Origin of the sequence: Anaerolinea thermophila UNI-1, from assembly GCF_000199675.1 — a bacterium.
In the GTDB taxonomy this organism is placed as follows: Bacteria; Chloroflexota; Anaerolineae; order Anaerolineales; family Anaerolineaceae; genus Anaerolinea; species Anaerolinea thermophila.
The window spans coordinates 1,857,321-1,881,496 of sequence record NC_014960.1 but is presented as its reverse complement, the minus strand read 5'-3'; the positions used below and the strand labels follow the sequence as shown (position 1 = coordinate 1,881,496).

22 protein-coding genes and 1 riboswitch are annotated in these 24,176 nt (G+C 47.5%); all 22 genes read right to left on the bottom strand.

Annotated features, from left to right (window positions below; genetic code table 11):
* Positions 1–83 precede the first annotated feature (83 nt).
* Entirely contained in the window at positions 84–230 is a 147-nt protein-coding gene (locus ANT_RS08430) for a pilus assembly protein (RefSeq protein WP_013560086.1), read from the bottom strand.
* 145 nt (positions 231–375) lie between these two features.
* Complete coding sequence (gcvPB, locus tag ANT_RS08425; protein WP_013560085.1) at positions 376–1,842, bottom strand: aminomethyl-transferring glycine dehydrogenase subunit GcvPB; 1,467 nt, start codon at positions 1,840–1,842, stop codon at positions 376–378.
* The gene (gene gcvPA, locus ANT_RS08420; protein WP_013560084.1) at positions 1,835–3,190 is read right to left on the bottom strand and encodes an aminomethyl-transferring glycine dehydrogenase subunit GcvPA; all 1,356 of its coding nucleotides are present in this window, start codon (positions 3,188–3,190) and stop codon (positions 1,835–1,837) included. The genes gcvPB and gcvPA overlap by 8 nt, the downstream gene beginning before the upstream one ends.
* Positions 3,190–3,582, bottom strand: a complete 393-nt coding sequence (gene gcvH, locus ANT_RS08415; protein ID WP_013560083.1) for a glycine cleavage system protein GcvH — start codon at positions 3,580–3,582, stop codon at positions 3,190–3,192. The genes gcvPA and gcvH overlap by 1 nt, the downstream gene beginning before the upstream one ends.
* Before the next feature lie 156 nt (positions 3,583–3,738).
* Positions 3,739–3,831: riboswitch (glycine riboswitch) on the bottom strand.
* A 91-nt stretch (positions 3,832–3,922) separates the two neighbouring features.
* On the bottom strand, positions 3,923–4,849 hold the full coding sequence (secF, locus tag ANT_RS08410) for a protein translocase subunit SecF (protein WP_013560082.1): 927 nt from the start codon (positions 4,847–4,849) through the stop codon (positions 3,923–3,925).
* A gap of 10 nt (positions 4,850–4,859) precedes the next feature.
* On the bottom strand, positions 4,860–6,254 hold the full coding sequence (gene secD / locus ANT_RS08405; RefSeq protein WP_013560081.1) for a protein translocase subunit SecD: 1,395 nt from the start codon (positions 6,252–6,254) through the stop codon (positions 4,860–4,862).
* 63 nt (positions 6,255–6,317) lie between these two features.
* Entirely contained in the window at positions 6,318–6,701 is a 384-nt protein-coding gene (locus ANT_RS08400) for a hypothetical protein (RefSeq protein WP_013560080.1), read from the bottom strand.
* On the bottom strand, positions 6,688–7,734 hold the full coding sequence (locus ANT_RS08395; protein ID WP_013560079.1) for a potassium channel family protein: 1,047 nt from the start codon (positions 7,732–7,734) through the stop codon (positions 6,688–6,690). Before ANT_RS08395 ends, ANT_RS08400 begins: the two co-directional genes overlap by 14 nt.
* Before the next feature lie 4 nt (positions 7,735–7,738).
* Positions 7,739–8,461, bottom strand: a complete 723-nt coding sequence (locus tag ANT_RS08390; protein ID WP_013560078.1) for a PP2C family protein-serine/threonine phosphatase — start codon at positions 8,459–8,461, stop codon at positions 7,739–7,741.
* 20 nt (positions 8,462–8,481) lie between these two features.
* Complete coding sequence (locus ANT_RS08385) at positions 8,482–9,138, bottom strand: class I SAM-dependent methyltransferase (protein WP_013560077.1); 657 nt, start codon at positions 9,136–9,138, stop codon at positions 8,482–8,484.
* Entirely contained in the window at positions 9,135–10,388 is a 1,254-nt protein-coding gene (locus tag ANT_RS08380; protein ID WP_013560076.1) for an MFS transporter, read from the bottom strand. The genes ANT_RS08385 and ANT_RS08380 overlap by 4 nt, the downstream gene beginning before the upstream one ends.
* A gap of 86 nt (positions 10,389–10,474) precedes the next feature.
* Positions 10,475–10,717: a DUF1540 domain-containing protein gene (locus tag ANT_RS08375; protein WP_013560075.1), complete on the bottom strand. Its 243-nt coding sequence runs from the start codon at positions 10,715–10,717 to the stop codon at positions 10,475–10,477.
* Between the two features lie 133 nt (positions 10,718–10,850).
* Positions 10,851–12,089, bottom strand: a complete 1,239-nt coding sequence (locus ANT_RS08370) for a molybdopterin molybdotransferase MoeA (RefSeq protein ID WP_013560074.1) — start codon at positions 12,087–12,089, stop codon at positions 10,851–10,853.
* A 10-nt stretch (positions 12,090–12,099) separates the two neighbouring features.
* Positions 12,100–14,301 carry a RelA/SpoT family protein gene (locus ANT_RS08365; RefSeq protein ID WP_013560073.1) on the bottom strand — a complete coding sequence of 734 codons (2,202 nt, stop codon included), beginning with the start codon at positions 14,299–14,301 and terminating at the stop codon, positions 12,100–12,102.
* A gap of 135 nt (positions 14,302–14,436) precedes the next feature.
* A complete protein-coding gene (locus ANT_RS08360; RefSeq protein WP_013560072.1) occupies positions 14,437–15,600 on the bottom strand; it encodes an NAD(P)/FAD-dependent oxidoreductase in 1,164 nt (387 codons plus the stop codon).
* Positions 15,593–17,698, bottom strand: a complete 2,106-nt coding sequence (locus ANT_RS16290; RefSeq protein ID WP_013560071.1) for an FAD-dependent oxidoreductase — start codon at positions 17,696–17,698, stop codon at positions 15,593–15,595. Before ANT_RS16290 ends, ANT_RS08360 begins: the two co-directional genes overlap by 8 nt.
* Positions 17,699–17,847: 149 nt before the next feature.
* Positions 17,848–18,949 (bottom strand): peptide chain release factor 2 gene (gene prfB, locus ANT_RS08350; protein WP_231854256.1). Its coding sequence is split into 2 segments (ribosomal slippage): positions 17,848–18,882 and positions 18,884–18,949, totalling 1,101 coding nucleotides; the frame shifts between segments, so codons are not numbered across the junction.
* Between the two features lie 11 nt (positions 18,950–18,960).
* Positions 18,961–19,881, bottom strand: a complete 921-nt coding sequence (gene ftsY / locus ANT_RS08345; protein ID WP_013560069.1) for a signal recognition particle-docking protein FtsY — start codon at positions 19,879–19,881, stop codon at positions 18,961–18,963.
* A 15-nt stretch (positions 19,882–19,896) separates the two neighbouring features.
* On the bottom strand, positions 19,897–20,952 hold the full coding sequence (gene rlmN, locus ANT_RS08340; RefSeq protein WP_155818071.1) for a dual-specificity RNA methyltransferase RlmN: 1,056 nt from the start codon (positions 20,950–20,952) through the stop codon (positions 19,897–19,899).
* Positions 20,953–20,962: 10 nt separating this feature from the next.
* Positions 20,963–21,745, bottom strand: coding sequence for an HAD-IIA family hydrolase (locus ANT_RS08335; protein WP_013560067.1), 783 nt, complete (start codon positions 21,743–21,745; stop codon positions 20,963–20,965).
* Between the two features lie 89 nt (positions 21,746–21,834).
* The gene (locus ANT_RS08330) at positions 21,835–22,440 is read right to left on the bottom strand and encodes an ATP-dependent Clp protease proteolytic subunit (RefSeq protein ID WP_013560066.1); all 606 of its coding nucleotides are present in this window, start codon (positions 22,438–22,440) and stop codon (positions 21,835–21,837) included.
* Between the two features lie 26 nt (positions 22,441–22,466).
* Positions 22,467–23,936 carry a trigger factor gene (tig, locus tag ANT_RS08325; RefSeq protein ID WP_013560065.1) on the bottom strand — a complete coding sequence of 490 codons (1,470 nt, stop codon included), beginning with the start codon at positions 23,934–23,936 and terminating at the stop codon, positions 22,467–22,469.
* Positions 23,937–24,176: the final 240 nt, after the last annotated feature.

The following is a 24,176-nucleotide window of genomic DNA, read 5'->3' as shown; positions in this document are numbered from 1 at the left end:
ATATACCTGAAAGCCCGGAAGAAGTCAAATAGTCGGTAAAGACTTAAAAACGAAATCCCCCCGTTTTAGGGGGATTTCTGTGTTTATATCTTTTGCACAACATTGCTGAACATTTGCCCAACGGCAGGGCCTAAGAGTGCAAGAACAACTAAAACAATGACTGCCACAAGAATAATGATTAGAGCATACTCTAATAGCCCCTGCCCGCGCTCCTTTTGGGCGATAAGCATATTCGATCACCTCCTTTCTCTCCTCGCTTATCTAATCATACATTCAATGCGGATGGTAATAAAGTAGTTTTCAATTTTGTAATGTAAAAACAACAAAAGGGCTTTCTTCAAGAAAGCCCTTTTGTTAACCACATCCTCGAGGCTCTTATTGCTGTTCCTCAGGTAACCAGCAACAGAGGACCAGATCCTTTGCCGCCTTTACTTCATCCACCCGCCGGACCGGGGTGTTGTGGGGGGCAGATTTGAGCAATTCCGGCTGGGTGTGGGCTTCTTCGGCAATTTTGATGAGAGCATCGGCAAAAGCATCCAGTGTTTGTTTACTTTCTGTTTCGGTGGGCTCAATCATCAAAGCATCATGCACGATCAGCGGGAAATAATTGGTTGGTGGGTGGAAATCGTAATCCATCAAACGCTTGCTGATGTCCAGAGCAATGATTTCTGGAGCATCTGCCCATTTGCCTTCCACCACGAACTCATGCATGCAAATCCGGTCATAAGGGATCTTGTAGGTGCCACGCAGACGGGCTTGCAAATAATTGGCGTTAATCACCGCATTTTCAGCAACCTTGCGTAGCCCCTCGGGACCATGCATGGCGATATAGGTATAGGCTCGAATCATGATGCCAAAATGCCCGTAGAAGGACTTAACCCTTCCGATAGAATATTTGGGTTCCCTGAAGCCATATAAGGGAGGGTAATCCTCATTCCCTTCCTCAACAATTTCCACAATGGGACCAGGCAAAAAGTCCTTTAATCGCTCGGAAGCCCCTACAGGACCTGCTCCGGGTCCCCCGCCACCATGGGGAGTGGAGAAGGTTTTGTGCAGATTGAAGTGCATGACATCAATTCCTAAATCACCTGGGCGAGCAATGCCCAGCAGAGCATTCAGGTTGGCACCATCTCCATATACCAGCCCTCCCACCTGGTGTACCAATTTGGTCACTTCAAGGATATTCTGCTCGAACAAGCCCAGGGTGTTAGGATTGGTAAGCATGATCCCCGCAATGGTGTCATCGAGCAAAGACCGCAAAATCTCAAGATCTACGTTCCCATTTTTATCTGTAGGCACGGGGACCACTTCAAACCCACTCATCGCAGAAGTGGCTGGATTGGTTCCGTGGGCGCTATCCGGAATGAGAACACGGGTACGTTTGGTATCTCCCCGGTGTTGATGATAAGCACGTATCATTAAGATTCCCGTCAATTCCCCATGAGCCCCTGCCGCAGGTTGCAGGCTTACCGCACTGAAACCGGCAATTTCTTTGAGCCATTCCTGCAGATGGTACATCAGGTATAAATTCCCCTGAATAGTTTCCTCAGGTTGCAGAGGATGCGTATAGGCAAAACCTGGAAAGCGTGCTGTGGCTTCATTGATCCTGGGGTTGTATTTCATCGTACATGAACCGAGTGGATAAATTCCATAATCAATGCAATAGTTCATGCGCGAGAGACGGGTGAAGTGACGCACCACATCTACTTCCGAGAGTTCGGGAAGAGGGAGATTTTCCCGGATGAGCGTATCAGGCAGTGGGGTAGAGGGTACGTCTGCTTGCGGGAAGGTTACTCCTGTTCGACCGGGGCTGGAAAGTTCAAAAATTGTTGGCTCACTCATGGCTGATATCCTCCAACACGTCCCGCAAGGTTTCAATTTCTTCGCGAGTATTCATTTCTGTAACGGCAATGAGCATAGCGTTTTTAAGCCCTGGATAGTCTGTAGAAAGGTCGAATCCTCCAAGAATACCGTATTCTAACAACGCCTGATTAATCTCGCTGACCGGTTTGGGACAACATACAACGAATTCGTGGAAGAAGGGGGCATTCGAACAAACGGTGTATCCTGGAATCTGGCTGATCAGGTCTGCTGCATAGTGTGCTTTCTGATAGCACAGTTCTGCCACCTGGCGAAGCCCCTGTTTGCCTAACAGGCTGAGGTAAACTGTCGAAGCCAGCGCCATCAATCCCTGGTTAGAACAAATATTTGAGGTGGCTTTCTCACGTCGGATATGCTGTTCGCGTGCTGTGAGGGTCAACACGTAAGCGCGTTTTCCGTCTTGATCCACTGTTTCGCCAACCAGGCGTCCGGCGATTTTTCTCACAAATTCTTTTCGGGTGGCAAATATACCCAGATAGGGTCCCCCAAATGAAAGAGGAATTCCTAACGGTTGACCTTCCCCAATGACGATATCTGCGCCAAATTCACCGGGCGGTTTGAGCAACCCCAAGGCTATGGGATTGACCGCTATAGCAAATAGAGCCCCTGCTTGATGTGCAGTATTTGCCAGTTCGGTATAATCGTAAATTCTCCCGAGAAAATCCGGGTATTGAACGATGACCAGGGCGGTGTTGGTATCAATCGCTCTCAGCAATACTTCCGGACCTGCAAGAGGATCACAGTCGGTGCACTCATCGCCTGTGATGGTCAATTGAGTATACCCCTGCATGTAGGTGCGAATAGTCGCCCGGTATTGAGGGTGGAGGGCATGAGATACCAGGACTTTTGTACGCTTTCCTCTGAAGTGATGATAAGCCATGATCACTGCTTCTGCGGCAGCCGTTGCCCCATCATAATGGGATGCGTTACATACTTCCATCCCGGTCAGCAGTGCCATCAGACTTTGGTATTCAAATATTGCCTGTAAGGTTCCCTGAGACACTTCAGGCTGATAGGGGGTATAGGCGGTGAGGAATTCCCCTCTCTGAATAATGGCGTCAACGACAGCAGGGATATAGTGATGATAAGCGCCAGCACCCAGGAAGCAGGTAAGGTCGCGCACAGAAGAATTAGCCTGTGCCAATTCTGAGAGATGGGCATACGCTTCCATCTCGGATAATGCCTCTGGGAGGTTTAGCTTAGGAAAACGATATCCCTCTGGAACGTCAGTAAACAGGTCCTCAATGCGCTCCACCCCAATTGTTTTGAGCATGGCTTCGCGATCAGGATCAGCATTGGGTACGAACATTAGTGCTCCCTTCCTGAACAGTAGGATTCATATCCAGCGGCATCCATCAAATTGTCCAGTTCAGATGGGTTGCTCATTTTGACTTTGATCATCCAGGCAGTGCCGTAGGGGTCTTTGTTAACCAATTCGGGGGAGTCAGCCAGCGCCTCGTTGATGGCAATCACCTCTCCAGATACAGGACTGTTGATGTCTGCAGCGGCTTTAACCGATTCCACAGTAGCGATTTGTTGTTTTGCTTTGATTGTATCTCCCACCGAGACAATTGCTTCAAAAAATACCACATCAGACAAAGAGTCCTGGGCGTAGTCGGTGATGCCAATAGTGGCTACATCTCCTTCAACCTTGACCCACTCATCGGTCGTAGCGTATTTTAATTCAGCAGGGATGTTCATGAGATACCTCCTATGTGAAATTAGATATGGATGGATTATTGTATTGAAAAAGATAAAGGCACGGTTGATTTCTCAACCGCGCCTCTGTTTCTAACCTGAGAGATTCACCCAATGCGGGTTTGCCCCTTCGGTGTCATTAAAGACTCTCCAGAGTGGGACGGAAACCGGGTCCTTTTTACCTGAGAGATTCGCCTGCATATGGCTTGCCCCTTCGGTGCCCCTGATGAGGGTCTCTTCCCGGAATCCCTGCCGGCTTTTTCCATTCTACGGAAGTGAATTGGAAAAGTCAAGGCTTTTTGAAAGGAATCAGGCGAGTGTCTCTCTCGCCTGATTCTTTACGTTACGCCGACGCGGGTTTGGCGCCTCGTTTGAACCAGTTACGCCATTCCCCAGATTCCCAAATGACCAGCGACGGAGCGGCAATGAAGATGGAAGAGTAGGTCCCCATGAACAAACCTACCAGTAGAATGATGGCAAATTCGCGCAGGGTAATACCACCAAACAGAGCGATTGCCAGCAACATGTACTCCACCGTCATCAACTGGGTGTTAATGGAGCGTTGCAGGGTTTGTACGATGGAATGATTCGCCAGTTTTTCAAAATCCAGTTTCCGGTAGATTTGTGAGTTTTCACGAATACGATCGAACACTACAACTTTATCCTGAACCGAGAAGCCAATGACTGAGAGCAAGGCTGTCAGGAAAAGAGCATCTACTTGCCATCCGAAGAGGACGCCGCCGATAGAAACGAGACTGATCACCACCAATACATCGTGAATCATTGCGATGATGGCGCAAACACCATATCGGAAGGCATTATGGACACCCCGGAACGCCCAGGTGATGTAGATAATGACTGCCAGTGCTGCAATGGAAACTGCCAGGGTTGCACGTCCGGCAACTTCTTTTCCGATAGTTGGGCCTACGCTATCAAACCGCAGGACGGTAACTGTGTCATTGAAACGGGAGTTCATCTCCTGTACAACTTTTGCGCGTACGTCATCGTCGATGAAAGAGGAGCGTACCAGCAGGGTATTATTTCCTGTGGTAGTTACCTGAGCATCCGTAATCCCTAAATCGTTGTAGAGCGCGACCACCTCTGCTGGGGCTGGGAGTGTTTTTGAGGCAAATTCAACTTCAAGGAGCGATCCTCCTTTGAAATCTATGGACAGAGGTAAGCCAAAAATTGCCATCACAATCAATCCAGGGATGATCATGGCAAGGGAAATTGCAAAGAACAGGTATCGTTTTCCAAGGATATTAAGCATAGTGTGCTCCTCAGTCAAGAATACCAAACCACTTAAGATGTTTGGCTTGAGGTTTCATGCGATCAACCAGGATATACATAAACGTTCGGGTGACTACCATTGCGCAAAACAGGGAGACGAAAATACCGACTCCCAAAGTGAAGGCAAATCCTTTGACGATTGTAGCCCCAAACTGTGAACCGAAGATGAAGAGGATTACAACAGTGATGAGTGTGGCAATGTTTGAGTCGCGAATAGAAGGCAGAGCGCGTTTCCATGCCAGATCAAGGGCTTGAGAGAACGTCCTCCCTGCTCGCAGTTCTTCTTTCAAACGCTCAAAAATCAGGATGTTTGCGTCCAGTGCGCTTCCTGTACTGAGCAAGAAACCTGCAATGCCAGGCAGTGTCAGTGTGACCGGGATAAAGCGGAACAAGGTCAACGTAATCAGTGCATAAACGATGAGCGAAAGATCAGCCATTACTCCGGGTAGGCGGTAATAAATTCCCATGAACAAAATGACGATGGTAAAACCAATGTACCCCGCCAGAAGGCTCTTCTGCAAAGAATCTCGCCCAAGGGTAGGCCCAATCACTCGGCTTTCCACAACCTTGAACGGAATGGGGAGTGCGCCATAGCGCATTTGAATGGCAAGGTTGTTGGCTGTTTCAAGGGTGAAATTCCCGGTGATCTGTCCCTGCCCACTGGGGATGCGACCTTGAACGCGCGGGGCAGAGATAATTTTCTTGTCTAGGACGATAGCCAGAATCTTACCAATGTTATTGCTGGTATATTCATCAAAAATTTTTGCGCCTTCGTCAGAGAGCGTGAAGTCAATGACAACTTCGCCCGTATTCGGATTACGAGAGACCACCACACTCTTAAGGTCTTTTCCAGTCATGATAGTGTGATACACCGTTGTAGAAGCCAGAGACTCTTGCCCTTCGGTGGCAGGAGCGGTGGTGGTTTCAGTCGGTTGTGTGGAAGTGCTGGTTTGACCAAAGTCGGTCAAAATGAGATTTCCTTCCTGTAAATTTTCAGGATTGTCTTGCAAATCCACAAATTCCAGCAAGCCGGTTTCCTTAATAACCGCCAACACTTTTTCAGGATCGCTCAATCCAGGAAATTCTGCGACAATCCGGCGTTCGCCAGCAACCTGGAAGAGGTTTTCGCTCACTCCTAAGGCGTTAGTACGATTCTCCAGAATCGTACGGGCATCTTCAAGGGCTTGGGGATCAATGGGAGTTTCTGCGGGTAGATCGGCTTCCAATAACACTTGTACGCCCCCTTGCAGATCCAGCCCCTGGATCAGGTCCATGCTACGTTCGAAATTCCCTATTTTGATTTGTGGATGTCCCGGGACATTGAACCAAATGGTCAGTCCAAGCAGGAGGACAATTAGAGCCAGAGTGAAATAGTAACGCTTCATTCCTTCTTTTCCTCCGATGCATACAAATGCCAGCCTGCGGCTGGCGCTGTGGCGATTATACTCTCATTGGGAGGGGATGAGTAGGGGAAAATGTTTTTGGAGAAATTCGTAAACTTGCTGAAAAACCTGCTCTTCTGTATAAGGATCTGTGAGGAGATAAAAATGACAGTGTGCCCGCGCATGTCTCAAGCGTCTCTGTTGTTCCAGGTATTCTTCTTCTGTCCAGTTAAATTTACGTCGCTTGAGGCTTACAGGATAACTTACATCCAGAAAGATTAACACGTCTGGATGGGTCAACCTTTGCCACATATCTTCTACGTAGGAATGTTCCTGGGCAATGTGACGGGCTGGGATATTATGGCGCTCCAGGTTGCGAATCAGGGTGGATTTTCCAGCCGTGCAGGGCCCAACGACACCAATAACAGGAAAAGACTTAATGGTTTTCATTCACAATCTGATGAATTTGCCCTGGTGGTCCAAAGATGGCTAATGTAGATCCTTCAACAACTTTGAGACCGCCTTCAGGATGAAAAACCATTTGACCGTTCTGTTGTAAAAACACCACACTTACGCGAAATTGTTCCTCAATTTGGTTAATGGTTTTGTCAATCAGGTGAGAAGAGGGAGAAACCAGAATTTTAGCAAGGGTATGAGGCTTTCCTTCTATGCTGATGGGAGGCGTCATATCAATTCCTGCGGCAGTAGCCGCAAAGATAGGAGCGGCAAGTCCTGTGGCGCTGAAGGCTTGAAATCCAAATTGTTTCTGGAGTGAGTCCGCAAATTCATCATCAAAAATGCGTACGATGACCTGGATACCAGGATTAATCTTTCTGGCTTTAAGAGCCATTTCAAGATTGAGACTGTCGTTTTGGGTGAGTAGCATGATGGCTTTAGCCCGAGAAACTCCTGCCGCCAGCAGAACTTCCTCTCTTGTAGCGTCATCTTCTATCAACGGGATATCCAGGCGGTGCAACAGACTCTTGAGATCAGGGCGAGGTGCAATTTCTATCACTACGGTATCTTCATCCAGGTCTCTTAAAAGTGTGACAACCCGAGTTCCCAGATGCCCCAATCCAACAAGGATGATATGTTTATGATATGTAGATGCTACGGCCATTTGCCATTCCTTATTTCTTGCACGACGGTTGAAGAACAAAATCCCAAATTCGGTCAGCCCTTGTGCCAGCACACTCAGCCCCAGCAAGGGCATAAGGAAATAGAAGATTTGCAGATACCAGGACTTGGGGTAAGGCTGAATAGGTTGGAGAAAGATGAGAGTTAATACAGTATACAGGGCTTCGGATAGCGATTGGGTGGGGGAATCAGTGGATTGCGAGAGTGTGTGATAACTAACTCCCCCAGCAAACAAAATCCCCAGGAAGACAAAAAGAGGAAGACGGAACTCCCGGAACAGAAGTACAGTATCACGCCATGAGGCGCGTAAAGAACGAAAGAATGAGGGCTTCTTGTTCCCTCTCATGGACTTAGAATTCGTTTTCGTCCGGCCCTACAGGTAAGCGGACAATCATTCGCCTGATCAGGTCTTGTTTGTGATGTAAAACCCTGAGGACCACAACACTCATATCGTCGTTGGGACGGTTCTGATCCAGTTGTATGGCTTGGGCAAGCAGAGAATCGGCAATCACCTGAGCCGGTGGTTCCTGGTCCTCCAGGAAAGACCCTAAAATGGTGGGGATGTCCAAACTTTCTCCGTAGCGCTCGCCGGCGTGGAGTACACCATCGGTAAACATCACCACCGTTGTCCCACCCTCCAGTGGAATTTCGGAAATATCCGGGCGAATGTTTCGAGAAGTTCCAATTGCCGGTGCTTCGGAGATCAGTGTCTCAATCATTTCTCCACGAGCCACATAAATGGGGCAATGGTTGTTTCTGGCAATTACAATTGTATTGGTTTGTAAATCTGCAGAAAGAATATTCAATGTAGCAGAGACTTTCCCGTTCTTTTCCGTGTAAAGGTAGTCTGATGCTGCGCGGGCGGCAGCACCATCGCGTACCCCTTCGGCGAGAAGGGCAATGACCTTGCGAACCACCATCGAGGAAATGGCTTTTGCCGCTTTGCCGGAAGTTTGTCCGTCTGCAAGAACAACCGAAACGCCTCCGTTCGGGCGTTCAATCACTTCAAGGGTATCGCCACTCTCACTAACGGCGTATTTATTGGTCTTGGCAACCGCGATTTGAATTTCCATGTTTTGATTTTACAACAAACTTAACAGGTTTGAACAGATTTTACTGCAACCAATACCAAAATCTTTCCAGAAAGACAGGGCGTCCATTCCAGATGTACCGGTGTAAGTCCTGCCTGTTGCGCTTTTTCTCGAATAATATTGAAAAATACTTGAGAAGCCTCAAAAACGCCACCCTTTCTCATTACCCAGGAATGAATGTGTTCTAGAGGGCTGATCAGGGGTGGAACAGCCGAAAGTAAAACGACCATACTTCCGCCTGGCTTGAGAGCAAATTGAACGCTTCTTAAAGTGGCTTCTTCGAACAGATAAGGGGCGGGAAAGGTGGCAACAACGTGGTCAAAGGTTTCTTTCTTTAAGGGAATTGCCCGTCCGTCTGCTTGGATGAGAAATGGAAAGGCGTTGTTGTGTATGTTTACCCGCTTTCTGGTTTGACGAATCATCTGAGGCGACAGATCGATCCCAATAATCTTCCTGGAACTTCTCAGGGCGCGCATTAAGTAGCCGGTGCCACATCCCAACTCAAGAACGGTCTCGCCAGGCAGGAAGGGAATGATGCTTGTTACCCACTTCTGCCAGGAATTTAGCGAGACAATAGCCGCAACGAAATCATAAGCCCAGGCAAATGGATGGTAAAGCAAGTCAAAAAGAAAATACAGAATCCGTTTTCTCCAATTCATACCTGCTCTGTTCTATGGCTTCTTCTTTCTCGAACAAAAAAGTGAAGGACACCCAAACACAGGATGGATACGATTGCAGAGACCCAAAAAACTACAGGATATCCAAACAAATTAGCCAGCCACCCTCCAAAAATAGGGGCGGCAAAGGTGAATGGAGTAATCAGAGTATTTGCCATTCCCACATAAAGGGGTTTTTGGTGTTCTTCTCCGAATGTCAGCACAAAAGCCATCATAATTGTCCACATGGCAGTATTGGATATTCCGGTGAAGAACATTACCGGGTAAAACCAGGCAAATGAGGGAGCAAGAGCGGCAAGAAGAGCGCTGAGGAACATGGCAACGCCTCCAATTTCTAAAACTTTTTTATGTCCCCAGTGGTCCGCTAACCATCCCAAGAGCAAATTTGTTAGCACTGAAGAAATCATCAGGACGCTGGTTAAAATTCCCGCTTCAGTTTTGGAGGCTCCAAGTTGATTGACGGCGTATACACTGTAGAATGCAGTCCCCATCATTCCGATGGTTCCCAAGATTCGTACTCCCAGAACCGCATTGAAGTTGGTGTCTGTACGGGTGATTGTAATGATTGCGTTCCAAAGAGAGGAAAACTGCGCTTCTGCCCCGTTGGCTTCTCCTTTAGGTTCTTTTGTGGCATTGATAAAAGCATAGGACACAGCCAACCAGAATCCGGCAATCAGAAATGTAAGTGCAAAATTGTGAGGATAGGGAATACGGTCAAGGATTAAGCCGGAAAAAACAGCCCCAACTGCAGCAAACAGGTTCAAAGCAGCCGCCTGGATGCCGAAAAAAGTTGTGAGCACTTCTGGAAAGATGATTTTGTGAATCATCAATTGCCAGGGATTGGCTGTTAAGCCCCCTCCAATGGCTTGCCATGTCAACATGACAAATGCTAGGACGATACCCCATGTGTCTCCAATTGAAGGGAGAAGGAAGGCGACTACTGCCAATCCTAAAAAAGGTAATCGTTCTTGCAAAGTAAATATCATGACCAGGGGTTTCATGCGCTCTTTGTTTGCCAACCATGGCGCAATAAATAACTGTGGAAGTTGCCAGCCAAGTACGTGAACGGCAGAAACCATCCCGATAAAAATAGCCGAATCCGAGAGGGTGGAAATAAAGAGAGGAATGACGGTTGAAAAAGATGCAAATCCCAGAGCCATACCAAACATGGCACCGTCCAGAATGTTCACCACGAAATTGAAGCGATGATGCTTTGCTTTTTCAGTTTGCATAGTTCCTCAATAATATAAAAATCGACTCTCGGGTCAAGCAGTCCTTCCCCGAAAGTCGATAAGAAATGGTTTTGATTTTAAGACTTTTAGTAATCTTCTTCGTCTTCGTCAACCCAAAGGTCCTCGTCCTCTTCTCCCTCTTCGAGTTCGAGTTCGTCCCATTCTTCCAGGTCTTCCTCGGTTTCATCCCAAACATCTTCTGCCGAGGATTCCGGGTTGGGGCTATAAGTCAGGCAACCTTTATCGGGATCAATTTCAACCTGGGCTGCACTGCAGTAACCTTCATCCCAAAAAACACAATCCAGGTAATGGCATCGAATTCGCGGCATGAGATTTTTAACCCTCCAAGGTAATAAATTTTTCTTTTTGGCTTATCTCCCCACTTTTCCTTGGGGATTCAGCAAGAGAATGCTTTAGATTAAACCGATTATTCCAAAATCTCGGCTAATTCTACATGAATTTTTACCGAATGAACCAAAATTTTACCTCTGTTCCAGCGGGGAGAGATTTTACCCCAGAGGGCAGAATCAGTAAAGCATTTGCTTTGGACAGGGAGGCAAGATTTCCTGACCCCTGATGCCCTTCTAAGTGTGCTCGATAACCCGTTGGAGTGAATATTACGTTTCCCCGTAAATAACTTTCTCTGCCGTCTGATTCAACGTTTTCTTCGAGGATGGCAGTAAAAGTGGGAGGGGGTGAAGGAGGAAAGCCCATTAACTTGCGGAGCACAGGGATTACAAAAACCGTAAACCCCACAAAGGAAGATACAGGGTTGCCGGGCAAGCCTATGAATGGAACATCTCGGAAAAAACCAAAGGCAAGGGGTTTGCCGGGGCGCATATTGACTCGCCAGAAATCCAGAGAGCCGTTTTCTTCGACCACCTTTCGCACAAAATCATATGTACCTACCGAAACCCCCGCCGAGGTCAGAATAAAAGCAGGTTTTTGTTGGGTTGCGCGTTCTAGAGATTTCAAAATTTCTTGCGGATCGTCCCTTAAAGTTCCTAATGGGACGGCCACAGCGCCATTGGCTTTAAGCATGGCTGTGAGCATCGGAAGATTGGAGTCATAGATTTTCCCGGGTTCTAAAGGAGATGCTGGAGGGACGATTTCATTCCCGGAAGAGAAGAGGATTACTTGAGGACGGGGATAAACCCTCACTTCTGTTTTGCCCATTGAAGCCAGGAGACCAATATCTTGAGGAGTAATTTGTGTGCCAGCACGAAGGACAACATCTCCCGTTTGAAGATCTTGCCCTTTAGGGCGCAAGTATTGCCCGGGAGCAACTGGAGACACAATTTGTACTGTATCGGGTAGCCCTGTTCCCTTTAGATTAAATGCATTTGTATTTTCAACTGGTACTACGCAATCTACGCCCATGGGTATAGGGGCGCCTGTCATGATTCGCGCAGCTTCACCTGGAAGAACAGGGATATTCGGGAATGTTCCAGCGGGGATATCCTGAATAACTCTTAAGGTGACAGGATTTTCTGGGGATGCAGTGCGAATATCTTCGGAGCGTAAGGCAAAACCATCCATGCTGGAGCTGGTGAAGGGAGGTAGATCAAAAGGGGCATGGATGTCTTCTGCAAGCACCAAACCAAGCGCGTTTTCTAATGCAATTGTTTCTATGGGGAGGGTATCAAAGAAACGCAGAATGCGTTCCTGGGCTTCTTGTACCGAGATCAGTGAATTCATCATTCAATTCCTTTTATCCAGGTTTTACACGGTGGGCTTCGGTAACATTCGGAAGGTTCTCAATCCGGGTCAGTACCCGACTTAATTGTGCAATATCCCCAATCTCCAGGGTGAGATGAATCGTGGCTATGTGATGACTTACTTTCAGATTCACGTCGAGAATATTGATGTTTTCTTCCGCAAGAACTTGAGAAATATCTCCCATTAAACCCTGTCGATCATAGGCTTTAATCTCTACCGGAATAGGATATGTCTTGGGCGCTGTTCCCCATGATACCTTAATCAATCGCTCCCGCTCACTGAGGCGTAGAACGTTCGGGCAGTCTTGTCGATGAATGGTTACACCTCGCCCTCGGGTAATGTAACCAATAATATCATCCCCGGGAATGGGTTTACAGCACTTTGCGAAAGAGGTCAAAATTCCTTTCAGACCCAATACTGTTACCGTGGCAGCAGAGGCTGATTTGCTTTCCTGTTGGATGGTTGGCGCAAGGAGGGGATCGGTAATCTTTTCTTTCCCAAAATCCACCAGTTTATTGACAATTTTTCCTAGAGAAATATCCCCGCAACCAATTGCTACGTACAAGTCCTCGGGAGTTTTCATGTTGAAGGCTTCGGCTAACTTTTGCGGATCAATCTCCAGCCCAAGCCGGCGTAATTCCCGATCCAGAATACTTTTTCCATGGTTGAGATTCTGTTCCCGATCCTGCCACTTGAACCATGCACGGATTTTTGCTCTGGCGCGTTGGGTTTTTGTCAAACCTAAATTCGGATTTAGCCAATCTCGGCTAGGCCCACCATGCTTGGCAGTCAGAATCTCCACTTGGTCACCGGTTTTTAATTCATAATCCAGGGTGACCAGTTTCCCATTAACTTTTGCTCCCCGACAGCGGTGGCCAATTTCCGTATGTACGTGATAGGCAAAATCAATCGGGGTAGAACCCTGTGGTAAGTCAATAATGTCTCCCTTGGGGGTGAAGACATATACCCGATCCTTAAAAACATCGGTTCGCACGCCATCCATAAACTCAGCGGCATCTGTAACCTCTTGGCGCCAATCCATTAATCGGCGGAGCAAATTTACCCGTTGTTCGTAATCTTCTTCCAATTTCCCATGTTTTTCTTTGTAGCGCCAGTGTGCGGCGATGCCATATTCGGCATTTTGGTCCATCTCAGGCGTGCGAATTTGCACTTCCAGGGGTTTGCCGTCGTCATAAATCACGGCAGTATGGAGGGATTGATAATTATTATCTTTAGGTGCGGCAATATAATCATCAAACTCATGGGGAATGGGCCGCCAGTGGGTATGAATGATTCCCAGCGCTGCATAACAATCCTGAGTCGTAGGGACAATCAGCCGTACGCCCCTTAAGTCCATCAGTGAGTCGAAAGAACGCGACTTTTCTACCATTTTCTTATAGATGGAGTAAATGTGTTTTGGGCGGCCGGTGATTTCTGCTTGAATGCCCGCTTGCTCCAAAATCGTTCTCAAGCGCGAGATGATTTCCTGGATTTGTTTTTCGCGATCAGCCCTTTTCTGGGCTAATAGTTCGGCAATTTCTTTGTATTTTTCGGGATTAACATACCGAAAAGCCAGGTCTTCGAGTTCCCATTTGATTTGCCAGATTCCCAGACGGTTTGCCAGTGGGGCAAAAATATCCAGGGTTTCCTGAGCAATCCGTCGGCGTTTATTTTCTGGCATGTAACCCAGTGTGCGCATGTTGTGCAGGCGGTCAGCCAGTTTGATTAAGACCACCCGAATATCTTCCCCCATGGCCAGGAACGTTTTTCTTAAAGTCTCTTGTGCCAGTTGTTTTCTTCGAGTATCTTCGGTTGTTTCAAGAGCCAGTCCGTACTCTTCGACTTCCGAGGCATACTGGTCATCTCTGGATACTCTGGGGAGATGGGTGAGTTTGGTGACTCCATCAACCAGTTTGGCAATTTCGTCTCCGAACTCCCGGCGGATGTCTTCAAGGGTTATCGGGGTGTCTTCAACAGTATCATGTAACAACCCTGCTATCACCAAGGTGGGAGGCACGCGAATATCTGCTAGAATCGCCGCTACTGCTTCACAGTGAGTGATGTATGGCTCACCGGAAAGGCGCTTTTGCCCTTCATGGGCTTTCTCTGCCAATTGATATGCCTTACAGATCATCTCACGGTCTGCAGCAGAGTAACTTTCCGGCAATTGATTGAGCAAAGACTCTAGTGTCATAACAATTGTGCCTCGCGCCTGTGTTTCGGACTGATAAATATCATACTCTCTCTGACTGTCTCAATGCAAGGGAAAACAAAGCCATTTAGAAAAAAAGCCGGGATTGTACCCGGCTTTGACAGGTCGGCTCTCGCATTACTTAAGTTTTTCTTGCCCGGCAAATTCTCTATATGGGGATAGGATAGAGAGAATTTCATCATCCTGTGGCAAGGGTGATTGGATGACCATTCTGGTAAGCAGTTCTCCTAACCCCGGACCTAACATATATCCCTGCCCGCACATGCCTACAGCCAATAGAAAACCTTCTACCTCTTTTGACCAGCCAACAATTGGAAAGCCATCTGGAGTCATTGGATAAAGCCCTCGCCAGGTTCTTCTGACCCGAATGTGTTGCAGACTGGGCATGACTTCAACGATTCGCTTGGATACCATTGGGAGAAAGGAACTGGTCTCCCGGGTATCGAATCCCCAAATATTTGGACTTGGTGTGATGCAAAAGAGGATTTGCCCCGTTTTGTGCTGATAGAAATAAAAGTTTGCCGATCCTTTAGCGGGACGAATGTCCACAACCATGGGGTCAAACAGGCGTTGGACTGGTTCGGTAATGGCTGCTTCATGAGAGTCAGGTTGAACAGGAATTGTTAATCCCACCAGATTCCCCAGGGATTTTGCCCACGCCCCAGCAGCATTCACAACCACCTTTGCATTATAGGTTCCTTTGGTGGTCTTCACCCCTTGAATCTTCCCCCCCCGCACAATCATTTCCATCACGGGTTCGTTGAAATGGAATTCTGCACCATATTGCCGCGCATGTTTGTAAAAGGCGTGTATGGATAAGAGCGGAGAAGCACTGCCATCATCTGGAGAATACGTACCGCCAATCAGCCCTTCTCTGTTGAGGTAAGGTATCAATTTAACCAAATCATTGGCGTCGAGCCAGGAAATATTTAATCCATAGGATTGTTGTTTTCGTAAGAGCTCTTTGAGGGTACGTTCTTCCTGCTCTCGGTACGCTACAAAAACATATCCCCCTTTATGCCACTCAATATCGTCTCCGTAAATCTCTTTCCATGTGGAGAATATTTCGATACTTCGCAAACACAGGCGAATTTTTGCCGGGTCAGAATGGGTTGCTCGAATTCCTCCAATGGCGTGTTTGTTGGAGCCCTGTCCTGCAGAAGGTAAGGCATCCAGAACCAGTACTTTTAAGCCGGCTTTCGCCAGGGAGAGTGCTGTAGGAGTGCCTACCGAACCCGCTCCAATGACAATGACATCGTAATGAGTAGAAGCGTTATTCATGGCTTTCCTCCTGAGTTTCTTCTCTATGAGTCCCAGCAAAAAGCCCTAAAGGGACTTCCACAAACAGGGGACGTTTGGAAGAAAGGGTAATTTCATTCAATGGGATTCCTTCCTCACGGAAAATACGAAGTATGAGCGGAGAACATGTCTTGGAACCACAGGCTCCCATACCTGCTCTGGTAGTGGCTTTAATTTCATTGATGTCGCGATATCCTTCTCGAATTAATGCGCGAATTTCTCCGGCACTCACCCTTTCACACCGGCACACAATCGTTTCGTCGGCTACTGTATGAGTGTAATTTGTTTCTACCTTGCATATTTCCTGAGGTTGAATGCGGATTCCAGCTACCTTTGGCGCAATTTCGCGGGGTGCCTGGACAAGAACAACCAGGGTTCGGTCGTTATCCTTGAGAGAAACGATGTTTTGCACATTTGAAGTACCCAATTCCTCACCCTCTGTGCTCATCAGGATAACCTTGTCACCTTTCTTTAGTAATTCCCGATTGAACTCGTAAGGAATCGCAATTCGGGGGTGTTGTGGGTCCGCACGGTAATCCACTACAGTGATTGCCAGACCTGGACAACCTGAGACACAGCGCAAGCAAAAACTGCAACTGTGAGAGTCACCCATGAACACCGGTACACTGCGGATGTCCTCTTGAGGAATAAAAATCAGTCCTTTGGTACAGAGGGTGGAACATGGATTGCAGGGAATCTCTTGAGTGCAGTGAATAATGGGCATTACACCATCTGGAATATCTGGTATTGCTTCAGAAACATTCTTGCCGGGCCGAGACTTCAGGATCTCTGCGGCTTGAAACCATGCCTCCGGGATTGGCTCAATAGATTGGGTGATTTCCTTCAAAATGGAGAGCCCGGCGATCTTTCCGGAGTAAATCGCTGCTGAGGCTTCGGCAATTTCTTCGGCATCTCCTGCAACGAAGGCTTTCATTCCAAACTCTTTGGCTTTGATGTAAAACTCGTTGACCGGGTCTAGTCCAACCGCAATGAGAATGCTATCGCATGGGAAAGTTTTTTCTGTGCCGGGAATGGGTTGAAATTTCTCATTGACCTGAGCGATGGTGACAGATTCAACTTTCTGGTTGCCATTGGCGCTAAGGATAGTGTGTGAGGTGTAAATCGGCACTCCCATTCGTGCCAATTTATCTCGGTGAACTTTGTACCCACCTACTTCAGGCATGGCTTCTGCCAGCCCAACGACAGTAATCCCCGCTTGAAGAGCATGATAGCCGGCAATTAAGCCTACATTTCCTCCTCCAACAATAAACAGTCTTTCGGCTGGGCGGACAAGGTCTCGATTAACCAGGGTTTGAAATGCACCTGCCCCATAAACACCAGGCAGGGTGTTTCCCGGAAAAGCCAGGAATTTTTCGCGCGCGCCAGTGGCTACCAGCAAGATATCCGGGCGTACCAGGACGTATTGTGTGCCATTTTTCCAAATCCCTACGTAATAATCGCTGAAAACGGCTAGTGCGGTACTCTCTAGCCAGACCTTCACCGTTGGGTATTGAGACAATTCATTTTCCAACCGTGTTGCAATGTCTATTCCCCGAGTACCGGCGTAGACCGCTTGGGTAGAACCAAAGAAGCGGTGAGTTTGCAGAACCAGTTTCCCACCTAAACGGTGTTTGTCATCAATCAAAAGGGTTTCAACCCCCTGTTTTCCCAGTTCAATTCCCGCCGACAACCCTGCTGGACCTCCCCCAATGATCAGGACGGGAATGTGAAGACGGGGAATCTCTCTTGTTACGGGTGGTTTTGTTTCTACGGGGAGAGCGGGTAGCCCATTCAGAGGTTTGATTTGCATGTTAGGCTGTACCAGAGTCATGCAGGCTTTTACCGGACGCTCGTTTGCCAGTACCATGCATTGGGCGCATTGCCCATTAGCACAAAAAATCCCCTGCGGAGAGTGGTCGCGGGGATGGTAGCCAAATACATGAATGCCGTTTGCAATCAGCGCGGCGGAGATGGTTTCTCCTTCATGGGCAGGAAGTGGATTCCCTTCCCAGAAAACTGTGATAGTTTTACGTTCCGGAATTGGAAGAATAGGATGCTTATCAATTCGATAGGTATTCATAATTTTTCAGTGATGTTTTGCCGGGTGGAATTGGGATTACAAATGAAATTTTATCAGGGCACAATGAGAGAATGTACTGAAGATTGACCCAACTTCCAGGATTGAGTGTCATAAAAAAGCGCCGCTTTCTGGCGGCGCTGTCATAAAACTCAAAGCCCCCCCGATTTTGTTTTCTGACTTCGCAAATACGCTTCAATGAAACCATCCAATTCGCCATCCAGTACAGCCTGCGTATTACCGGTCTCATATTCCGTACGATGATCCTTCACCAGTTGGTAAGGATGAAGGACATAGGAGCGTATCTGACTGCCCCATTCTGCTTTGATATATTCTCCGCGTAATTCTGCCAGTTGACGTTCCTGTTCCTGTCGTTTCAGTTCTGCCAGCCGTGCACGTAATACCCGCATAGCATTTTCACGGTTTTGCATTTGCGAACGTTCGTTCTGGCAGGATACGACAATGCCTGTAGGAATATGGGTAATTCGTACGGCCGTAGCATTTTTTTGAACGTTTTGGCCACCTGCGCTTGAAGAACGATAGATGTCAATTCTCAAGTCATCTGGATTGATCTGAATCTCATTATCACCGTTAGAAATTTCGGGCAGTACTTCCACCTGCGCAAATGAAGTATGTCGGCGGTGTGCTGCATCAAAGGGAGACAGGCGTACAAGGCGGTGAACACCTTTTTCTCCTCGCAGGTATCCATACGCATAAGGCCCGGTTACTGCAATGGTTACCGATTTAATCCCGGCTTCTTCGCCTTCTGAGAAATCCAGAATTTCGGAATCAAACCCCCGGCGTTCACACCAGCGCAGATACATTCGCATAAGCATGGATGCCCAATCCTGCGAGTCTGTTCCTCCTGCGCCGGCATTAATCGTGAGTAAGGCGTTTTCGTGGTCGTATGGCCCGCTTAAGAGGGTGGTTAATTCTCTTTGTTGTAATTCTTTCTCAAGCGCAGAAATTTCTTTTTCCAGATCCTCTCGCAGACTTTCATCTTCACTTTCTGCAAGTTCCAGACCATCCTGACAACGTTTGAGAAATTGGTTCCAGCCTTCGATTTCTTCCCTTAAATCGGCAATCCGTTTCATCAGCCGTTGGGCACTGGTAGGGTCATCCCAAATACCTGGATTCTCAGCCTCTTTTTGCAGTTGTTCCAGCAACATTTCACGGCTGGATAAGTCAAAGATGCTCCTTGAGTTCAAGAGTGCGGCTAAGACATTGCTGGTAACGATTCACTAAATCCTGCATGGAAATACCTCCTATTTTCCGTTTTTCTCCAAAATCCCATTGACAAATGCTTCACGGTCAAAGACCTGTAAGTCCTCGGGTTTTTCTCCTAAACCCGCGTAGAGTATCGGCAAGCCAAGACTCTCTTGAATAGCGAACGCCATTCCACCACGCGCAGACGAATCCAGTTTGCTTAAAATGATACCTGTGACCTGAACAGCCTCCTTAAATGCCTTTGCTTGTTGCAGGGCGTTTTGTCCTGTGGTGGCATCTAGAACCAGCCATACAGCATGTGGGGCACCGGGTAAGGCTTTGCCTACAACGCGATGGATTTTCTTTAATTCCTCCATCAGGTTATAACGGGTATGGAGACGTCCCGCTGTATCTACCAGAACAATATCAATTTTTTTAGAGATGGCTGATTGAATAGCATCAAATGCAACGGCGGCAGGGTCTGCATTGGGTTGCCCCGCAATCACGGGTAAACCAAGCCGTTCCCCCCACACCTGAAGTTGATCCACAGCCGCGGCGCGAAATGTATCGGCGGCGGCAAGCAGGACGGTTTTCCCCGCGCGGGAAAACTGCCATCCCAGTTTGGCAGCGGTTGTGGTTTTACCTGAACCATTTACACCGACCAGCAGAATAATAGCCGGTTTTTGATAAGAAAAATCCACCACAGGGGTGGGGTCAAGTCGTTGAATGAGCACTTCGCGCAATGCATGTTGAAGTTCTTCTGTTCGTGTCAGTCCTTCCTGAACAACATGCTGCTTGAGGGCTTGAATAATTTCTTCTGTGGTCTCTATCCCTAAATCGGCTTGAACCAGAATGGCTTCTAATTCTTCCCAGGTTTCGGTGTTAATTTGAGTTGCCCCAAACAACGTTGCGATTCGACCGAATGCCGCTTTTCGGGTTTTTTCCAGTCCATTTTTCCATTTAGAAAACAGGTCTGCCATAGGTGCAAGATTATATCATCCTTCCAGAGTTTGAGTGTGTTGGGTGGCTAATTGACCGCATCCGGCTTGGATATCAATACCCCGTCGGAGACGAATGGTTGCCGGAATGCCAGCCTTTTGCAAAATACTGCAAAAGGCTTCGGCTCTTTCGCGTGTAGTAGCCTTTCCATGATATTTTTGGGTCGGGTTGAGTGGAATCACGTTGACATGGCATAGCAAGCCTTTCAACAGTGAGGCAAGTTCACGGGCGTGTTCAGGGGAATCATTTATATCTCGAATCAGTGCCCACTCAAAGGTGACCCTTCTGCCGGTTTGAGCCACATATTGGCGCACGGCACGCATCAAGTCTGAAATGGGATATTTTTTATTCACAGGTAACAAACTGGAACGCAATGTATCATTTGCCGCATGGAGACTAATTGCCAGATTAATCTGATGGTTTTCCTGAGCAAATCGTTCGATCATTGGAACGAGCCCAACCGTGGATATAGTGAATCGGCGTGCTCCAAGGTTGAATCCCTCCGGATGATTCAAGCGGGCTATGGCTTTCAGTGTGTTCTCGTAATTATGAAAAGGTTCGCCCATTCCCATGACAACAACATTCGTAACCACCTCGTTAGTCTTTCGTAACAGGCGGGCAAAATAAATGACCTGTTCGACTATTTCTCCACTGGAGAGGTGTCTTCCAAAACCCATCTGTCCGGTGGCGCAAAATACGCAACCCATGGCACAACCTGATTGCGTAGATATACACAGGGTGCGACGTTCTTTATAGCGCATCAATACGGTTTCGATGGAGCGGTTGTCAGGAAGATGGAAAAGCGTTTTGGAGGTTTCACCGTCCTCGGAGGCATAAGTCTGAATAGGCGAAAGATGAGAAAAAGAAAATTCCTCGGCAAGGCGGTTTCTTAAGGTTTTAGGTAAGTGAGTAAACTCTTCCGGGGAGTTCCAGAAAGAGTGGTAGAGTCCTTCCCAAACTTGTTTTGCACGGAAAGGGGGTTCTCCCCAAGCCACGAGGATATTTTGCAGGTCTTCAAGATCAAAGTCATAAATGAGAGGCCGTTCGCTCATCGTTATCTCTCTATCCATTTCTTAAAAACGGAATTAAGTCCACAAGATTTTCCAGAATTAAGTCTACCGGCGGATTCCAGGCTTGAATTTCTTCCAGGGAGGAGACTCCGGTAAGTACTGCCGCGGTTTGACAGCCAGTCCTTTGGGCGCCTAAAATATCTGTGTCCAAGCGATCGCCTACCGTCAGGACATGGGAAGGTTCCAGACACATTCTCTCCAGGGCAAGTTCAAATAAATAGGGTTCAGGTTTTCCAGTAATCACCGGTTTAACCCCACTTCCGGTTTCCAGAAATGCCAGAACTGCACCAGCCCCTGGTGTCAATCCCTGCGGTGAAGGAAAAGTTTTATCGGGGTTTGTGCCAACAAATAGGGCGCCTTTACGAATCAGTAATGAAGCCTGAGAGAGTTTAGGGTAGTTCAGTGTTCGATCTAACCCAGCCACAACGGCGAGGACGTTTTCCTCGGCGGGGTAAAATCCCGCTTCCTGAAGCGTATCGATGAGTCCTTGTTCCCCAACAACAAAAACAGGGCCTCCGTGCGGAAAACGTCTCTTAAGATAATATGCTGCCGACATGGCAGAGTTGACAATTTGCTGTGGTTGAAGTGAGATACCATAACGGGATAGTTTCTCCAGATATTGGTCGACGCTCTTTGTTGCATTATTGGTTGCCAATACAACTTTAAGCCCCAGTTCCTGAATCTGGTCAAAAAACTTTTGAATGTCTAGAAGAGGTTCTTTACCCCTCCATAAAACCCCATCCATATCAAGGATTAATCCACGAATTTCTCTCATTTTTTTTACCTGCAGTCATAATCAAACGCCAAGCCGGATTTTAATCTAATCCGGCTTGGTGAGAAAGGTGATAGTAAAAAATTGAAGCCTTACTTTGTAGGAGGCTCAAGCACTTTGTCTACAAGCCCATACTCCACTGCCTGGTAAGAGTCCATGTAGAAATCCCGCTCCGTATCACGCTCAATGACATCCATAGGTTGTCCGGTGCATTGAGACAAAATTTGATTCAGTTGAGATTTCAGGCGCAGGATTTCGCGGGCTTGAATTTCGATGTCCGATGCTTGACCCTGAGCGCCACCCAAAGGCTGGTGCATGTGAATGGTTGCATGAGGAAGGGCATAGCGTTGCCCTTTTGAACCAGCGGCAAGAAGTACCGTTCCAAAGGAGGCTGTAACCCCTACAGCAACTGTGCTGATACGGTTTGGGATCATCTGCATGGTATCGTAGATTGCCATCCCTGCATAGATTAAGCCGCCCGGACAATTGATGTACATCTGAATATCCTTTTCAGGATCTTCCCGACTCAGGAAAAGCAATTGTGCCACAATTAGGTTGGCAATTTGATCGTCAATGGGAGTGCCCACAAAGACGATGCGCTCTTTCAACAAAAGAGAGTAAATGTCATAAGCACGTTCTCCACGTGCTGAGGACTCAATCACCATCGGGATGACCGAGCGAAAATCAGGAATGGACATACAACCTCCTAAAATTTCTCAACAGGTCACGCTTGCGGTTGGCTGGCGTCCGCCTTTGCTTCATCAGAGGGTTCCAGAGATTCTGTGGTATCTGTTGTCCCGATTTCCTCTGATGGAGATCCCTCCTCGGTTGCTTCCGGCTGTTCATCGGCTTTTCCGGTAGCGATAGCGTGCAAGCGATTGATCATTCTCTGATTGAAAATTTCATTAATGCTCATCCGCGCCATGGTATCGGCAAGTTGTTTGGTGTTCATGCTCTTGCCTGCCAGTTGCCGCAATTCTTTATCAGTGCGCGCTTGATTCAGAGCAATATCGTAGATGGTTTGAATCTCGGAAGCCTTGATTTGAATCTGTTCTTGGCGGGCAAATTCCTCCAGAACCAGATTCCTCTTAACATTGGCTTCAGCAGCAGGGCGGATTTCCTTCTCAATCAGTTCTTCGCGTGTTATTTGCCGCGCTTTGAGGTAAGCCTCCAGATCCATTTGCTGTTTCCCCAAGTCTTCCTCAAGATGTCGTAACAAATGTTCTACCTCGTCTTCAACCATGACGGGAGGATACTTTACGGTAGCCCCTTCGACCAGGCGGTCCACGACCCTGTCAACGTAATTCCGTTGATATTCCTGTAACTTGCCGCTCAGCAGTTGCTGGCGAATATCGTTTTTAAGGGCTTCGAGGGTTTCGTAAGGGCCCATCAGGTGTGCAAACGAGTCATCCAGTTCGGGTAAGACAATTTCTTTTACGCTCTCCACCTCAAAGACAAATTCTGCTTCTTGCCCGGCAAGGTCATCGGAAAAATCGCTCGCACTGAAAGTATGTTTGACAACTTTCTTCTCTCCAGCGGAAACCCCAATCAGTTCCTGTACAAAGCCAGGGAAGGGCCATTCATAACCTTCTTCATCAGTATGCTCTTCAGAAACACCGGCAATCATTTCAAAATTGTTCTCTTCGATGAGGATTTTCTCCTGTCCTTCTTCCGGATTGATCAGATGAGCAGACATCTTAATGGCAACCAGATCGCCTTGTTGTGCAGGACGTTCTACAGGAACTGCGGTGCCTGCGCGACGGCGCAAACGGTTGAGAATTTTTTCCACGTCTTCGTCAGCAACCTCTGGCGGAGTGTATTCTTCCCGGATTTCACGATAATTTCCCAAATCCACTTCGGGTTGTAATGGAATCAGGAAAGAAAATTTGGGAGGCTCCATGCTGATGATTTCGTCCAATTTTCCTGGCCCGTAAGGTTCGATTTTGGTTTCATCCAGAATTTTTGGGTATGCTTCATCTATCAGAATCTCAATGGCCTCTTCAAGGATCACACCATCGCCAACAATGCGACGAACCATCTCGTAAGGAGCCTTTCCCGGGCGGAAACCAGGAATTTTTGTTCGTTCGGAAATTTTGCGTGCTGCTTGGCGCTTGAACTTTTCTAACGTTTCCGAGTCGAATTCTGCAACAATTTGTTTCTGGTGATCATCGCGATCGAGAATTTCGAGTTTCAAGGCTTACCTTCCTCTTTGTAAAGATTTTCAATGGTACTCCTGGTGTACAGGAGAATATCTTTCTCAAATGCAGAGGCAATTATAGTCGAATGTGTCAGGTTGGCAAGGATGGTTTATACAGCCCATTAGACTACCCTGCCAGGCTAGACACAAATTAAAAAAATTTTGAAAAAATGAGGAGCCATAAAGGTTGTGCCAAAAGCCACCCCAAAAATTCCCAAAACCAATCACGCCAAAAAA

Bases quoted from the DNA above. Each gene is read 5' to 3' on its own strand.
- ANT_RS08335 (WP_013560067.1), bottom strand. From the start codon at position 21,745: ATGAGAGAAATTCGTGGATTAATCCTTGATATGGATGGGGTTTTATGG.
- gcvPA (WP_013560084.1), bottom strand. From the start codon at position 3,190: ATGTTCGTACCCAATGCTGATCCTGATCGCGAAGCCATGCTCAAAACA.
- ANT_RS08395 (WP_013560079.1), bottom strand. From the start codon at position 7,734: ATGAGAGGGAACAAGAAGCCCTCATTCTTTCGTTCTTTACGCGCCTCA.
- ANT_RS08375 (WP_013560075.1), bottom strand. From the start codon at position 10,717: ATGCCGCGAATTCGATGCCATTACCTGGATTGTGTTTTTTGGGATGAA.
- ANT_RS08385 (WP_013560077.1), bottom strand. From the start codon at position 9,138: ATGAATTGGAGAAAACGGATTCTGTATTTTCTTTTTGACTTGCTTTAC.
- ANT_RS08365 (WP_013560073.1), bottom strand. From the start codon at position 14,301: ATGACACTAGAGTCTTTGCTCAATCAATTGCCGGAAAGTTACTCTGCT.
- gcvH (WP_013560083.1), bottom strand. From the start codon at position 3,582: ATGAACATCCCTGCTGAATTAAAATACGCTACGACCGATGAGTGGGTC.
- ftsY (WP_013560069.1), bottom strand. From the start codon at position 19,881: ATGGCAGACCTGTTTTCTAAATGGAAAAATGGACTGGAAAAAACCCGA.
- ANT_RS08360 (WP_013560072.1), bottom strand. From the start codon at position 15,600: ATGAATAACGCTTCTACTCATTACGATGTCATTGTCATTGGAGCGGGT.
- ANT_RS08370 (WP_013560074.1), bottom strand. From the start codon at position 12,089: ATGATGAATTCACTGATCTCGGTACAAGAAGCCCAGGAACGCATTCTG.
- ANT_RS08390 (WP_013560078.1), bottom strand. From the start codon at position 8,461: ATGGAAATTCAAATCGCGGTTGCCAAGACCAATAAATACGCCGTTAGT.
- gcvPB (WP_013560085.1), bottom strand. From the start codon at position 1,842: ATGAGTGAGCCAACAATTTTTGAACTTTCCAGCCCCGGTCGAACAGGA.
- rlmN (WP_155818071.1), bottom strand. From the start codon at position 20,952: ATGAGCGAACGGCCTCTCATTTATGACTTTGATCTTGAAGACCTGCAA.
- ANT_RS08330 (WP_013560066.1), bottom strand. From the start codon at position 22,440: ATGTCCATTCCTGATTTTCGCTCGGTCATCCCGATGGTGATTGAGTCC.
- secD (WP_013560081.1), bottom strand. From the start codon at position 6,254: ATGAAGCGTTACTATTTCACTCTGGCTCTAATTGTCCTCCTGCTTGGA.
- ANT_RS08400 (WP_013560080.1), bottom strand. From the start codon at position 6,701: ATGAAAACCATTAAGTCTTTTCCTGTTATTGGTGTCGTTGGGCCCTGC.
- ANT_RS16290 (WP_013560071.1), bottom strand. From the start codon at position 17,698: ATGAATACCTATCGAATTGATAAGCATCCTATTCTTCCAATTCCGGAA.
- ANT_RS08380 (WP_013560076.1), bottom strand. From the start codon at position 10,388: ATGCAAACTGAAAAAGCAAAGCATCATCGCTTCAATTTCGTGGTGAAC.
- secF (WP_013560082.1), bottom strand. From the start codon at position 4,849: ATGCTTAATATCCTTGGAAAACGATACCTGTTCTTTGCAATTTCCCTT.
- ANT_RS08430 (WP_013560086.1), bottom strand. From the start codon at position 230: ATGCTTATCGCCCAAAAGGAGCGCGGGCAGGGGCTATTAGAGTATGCT.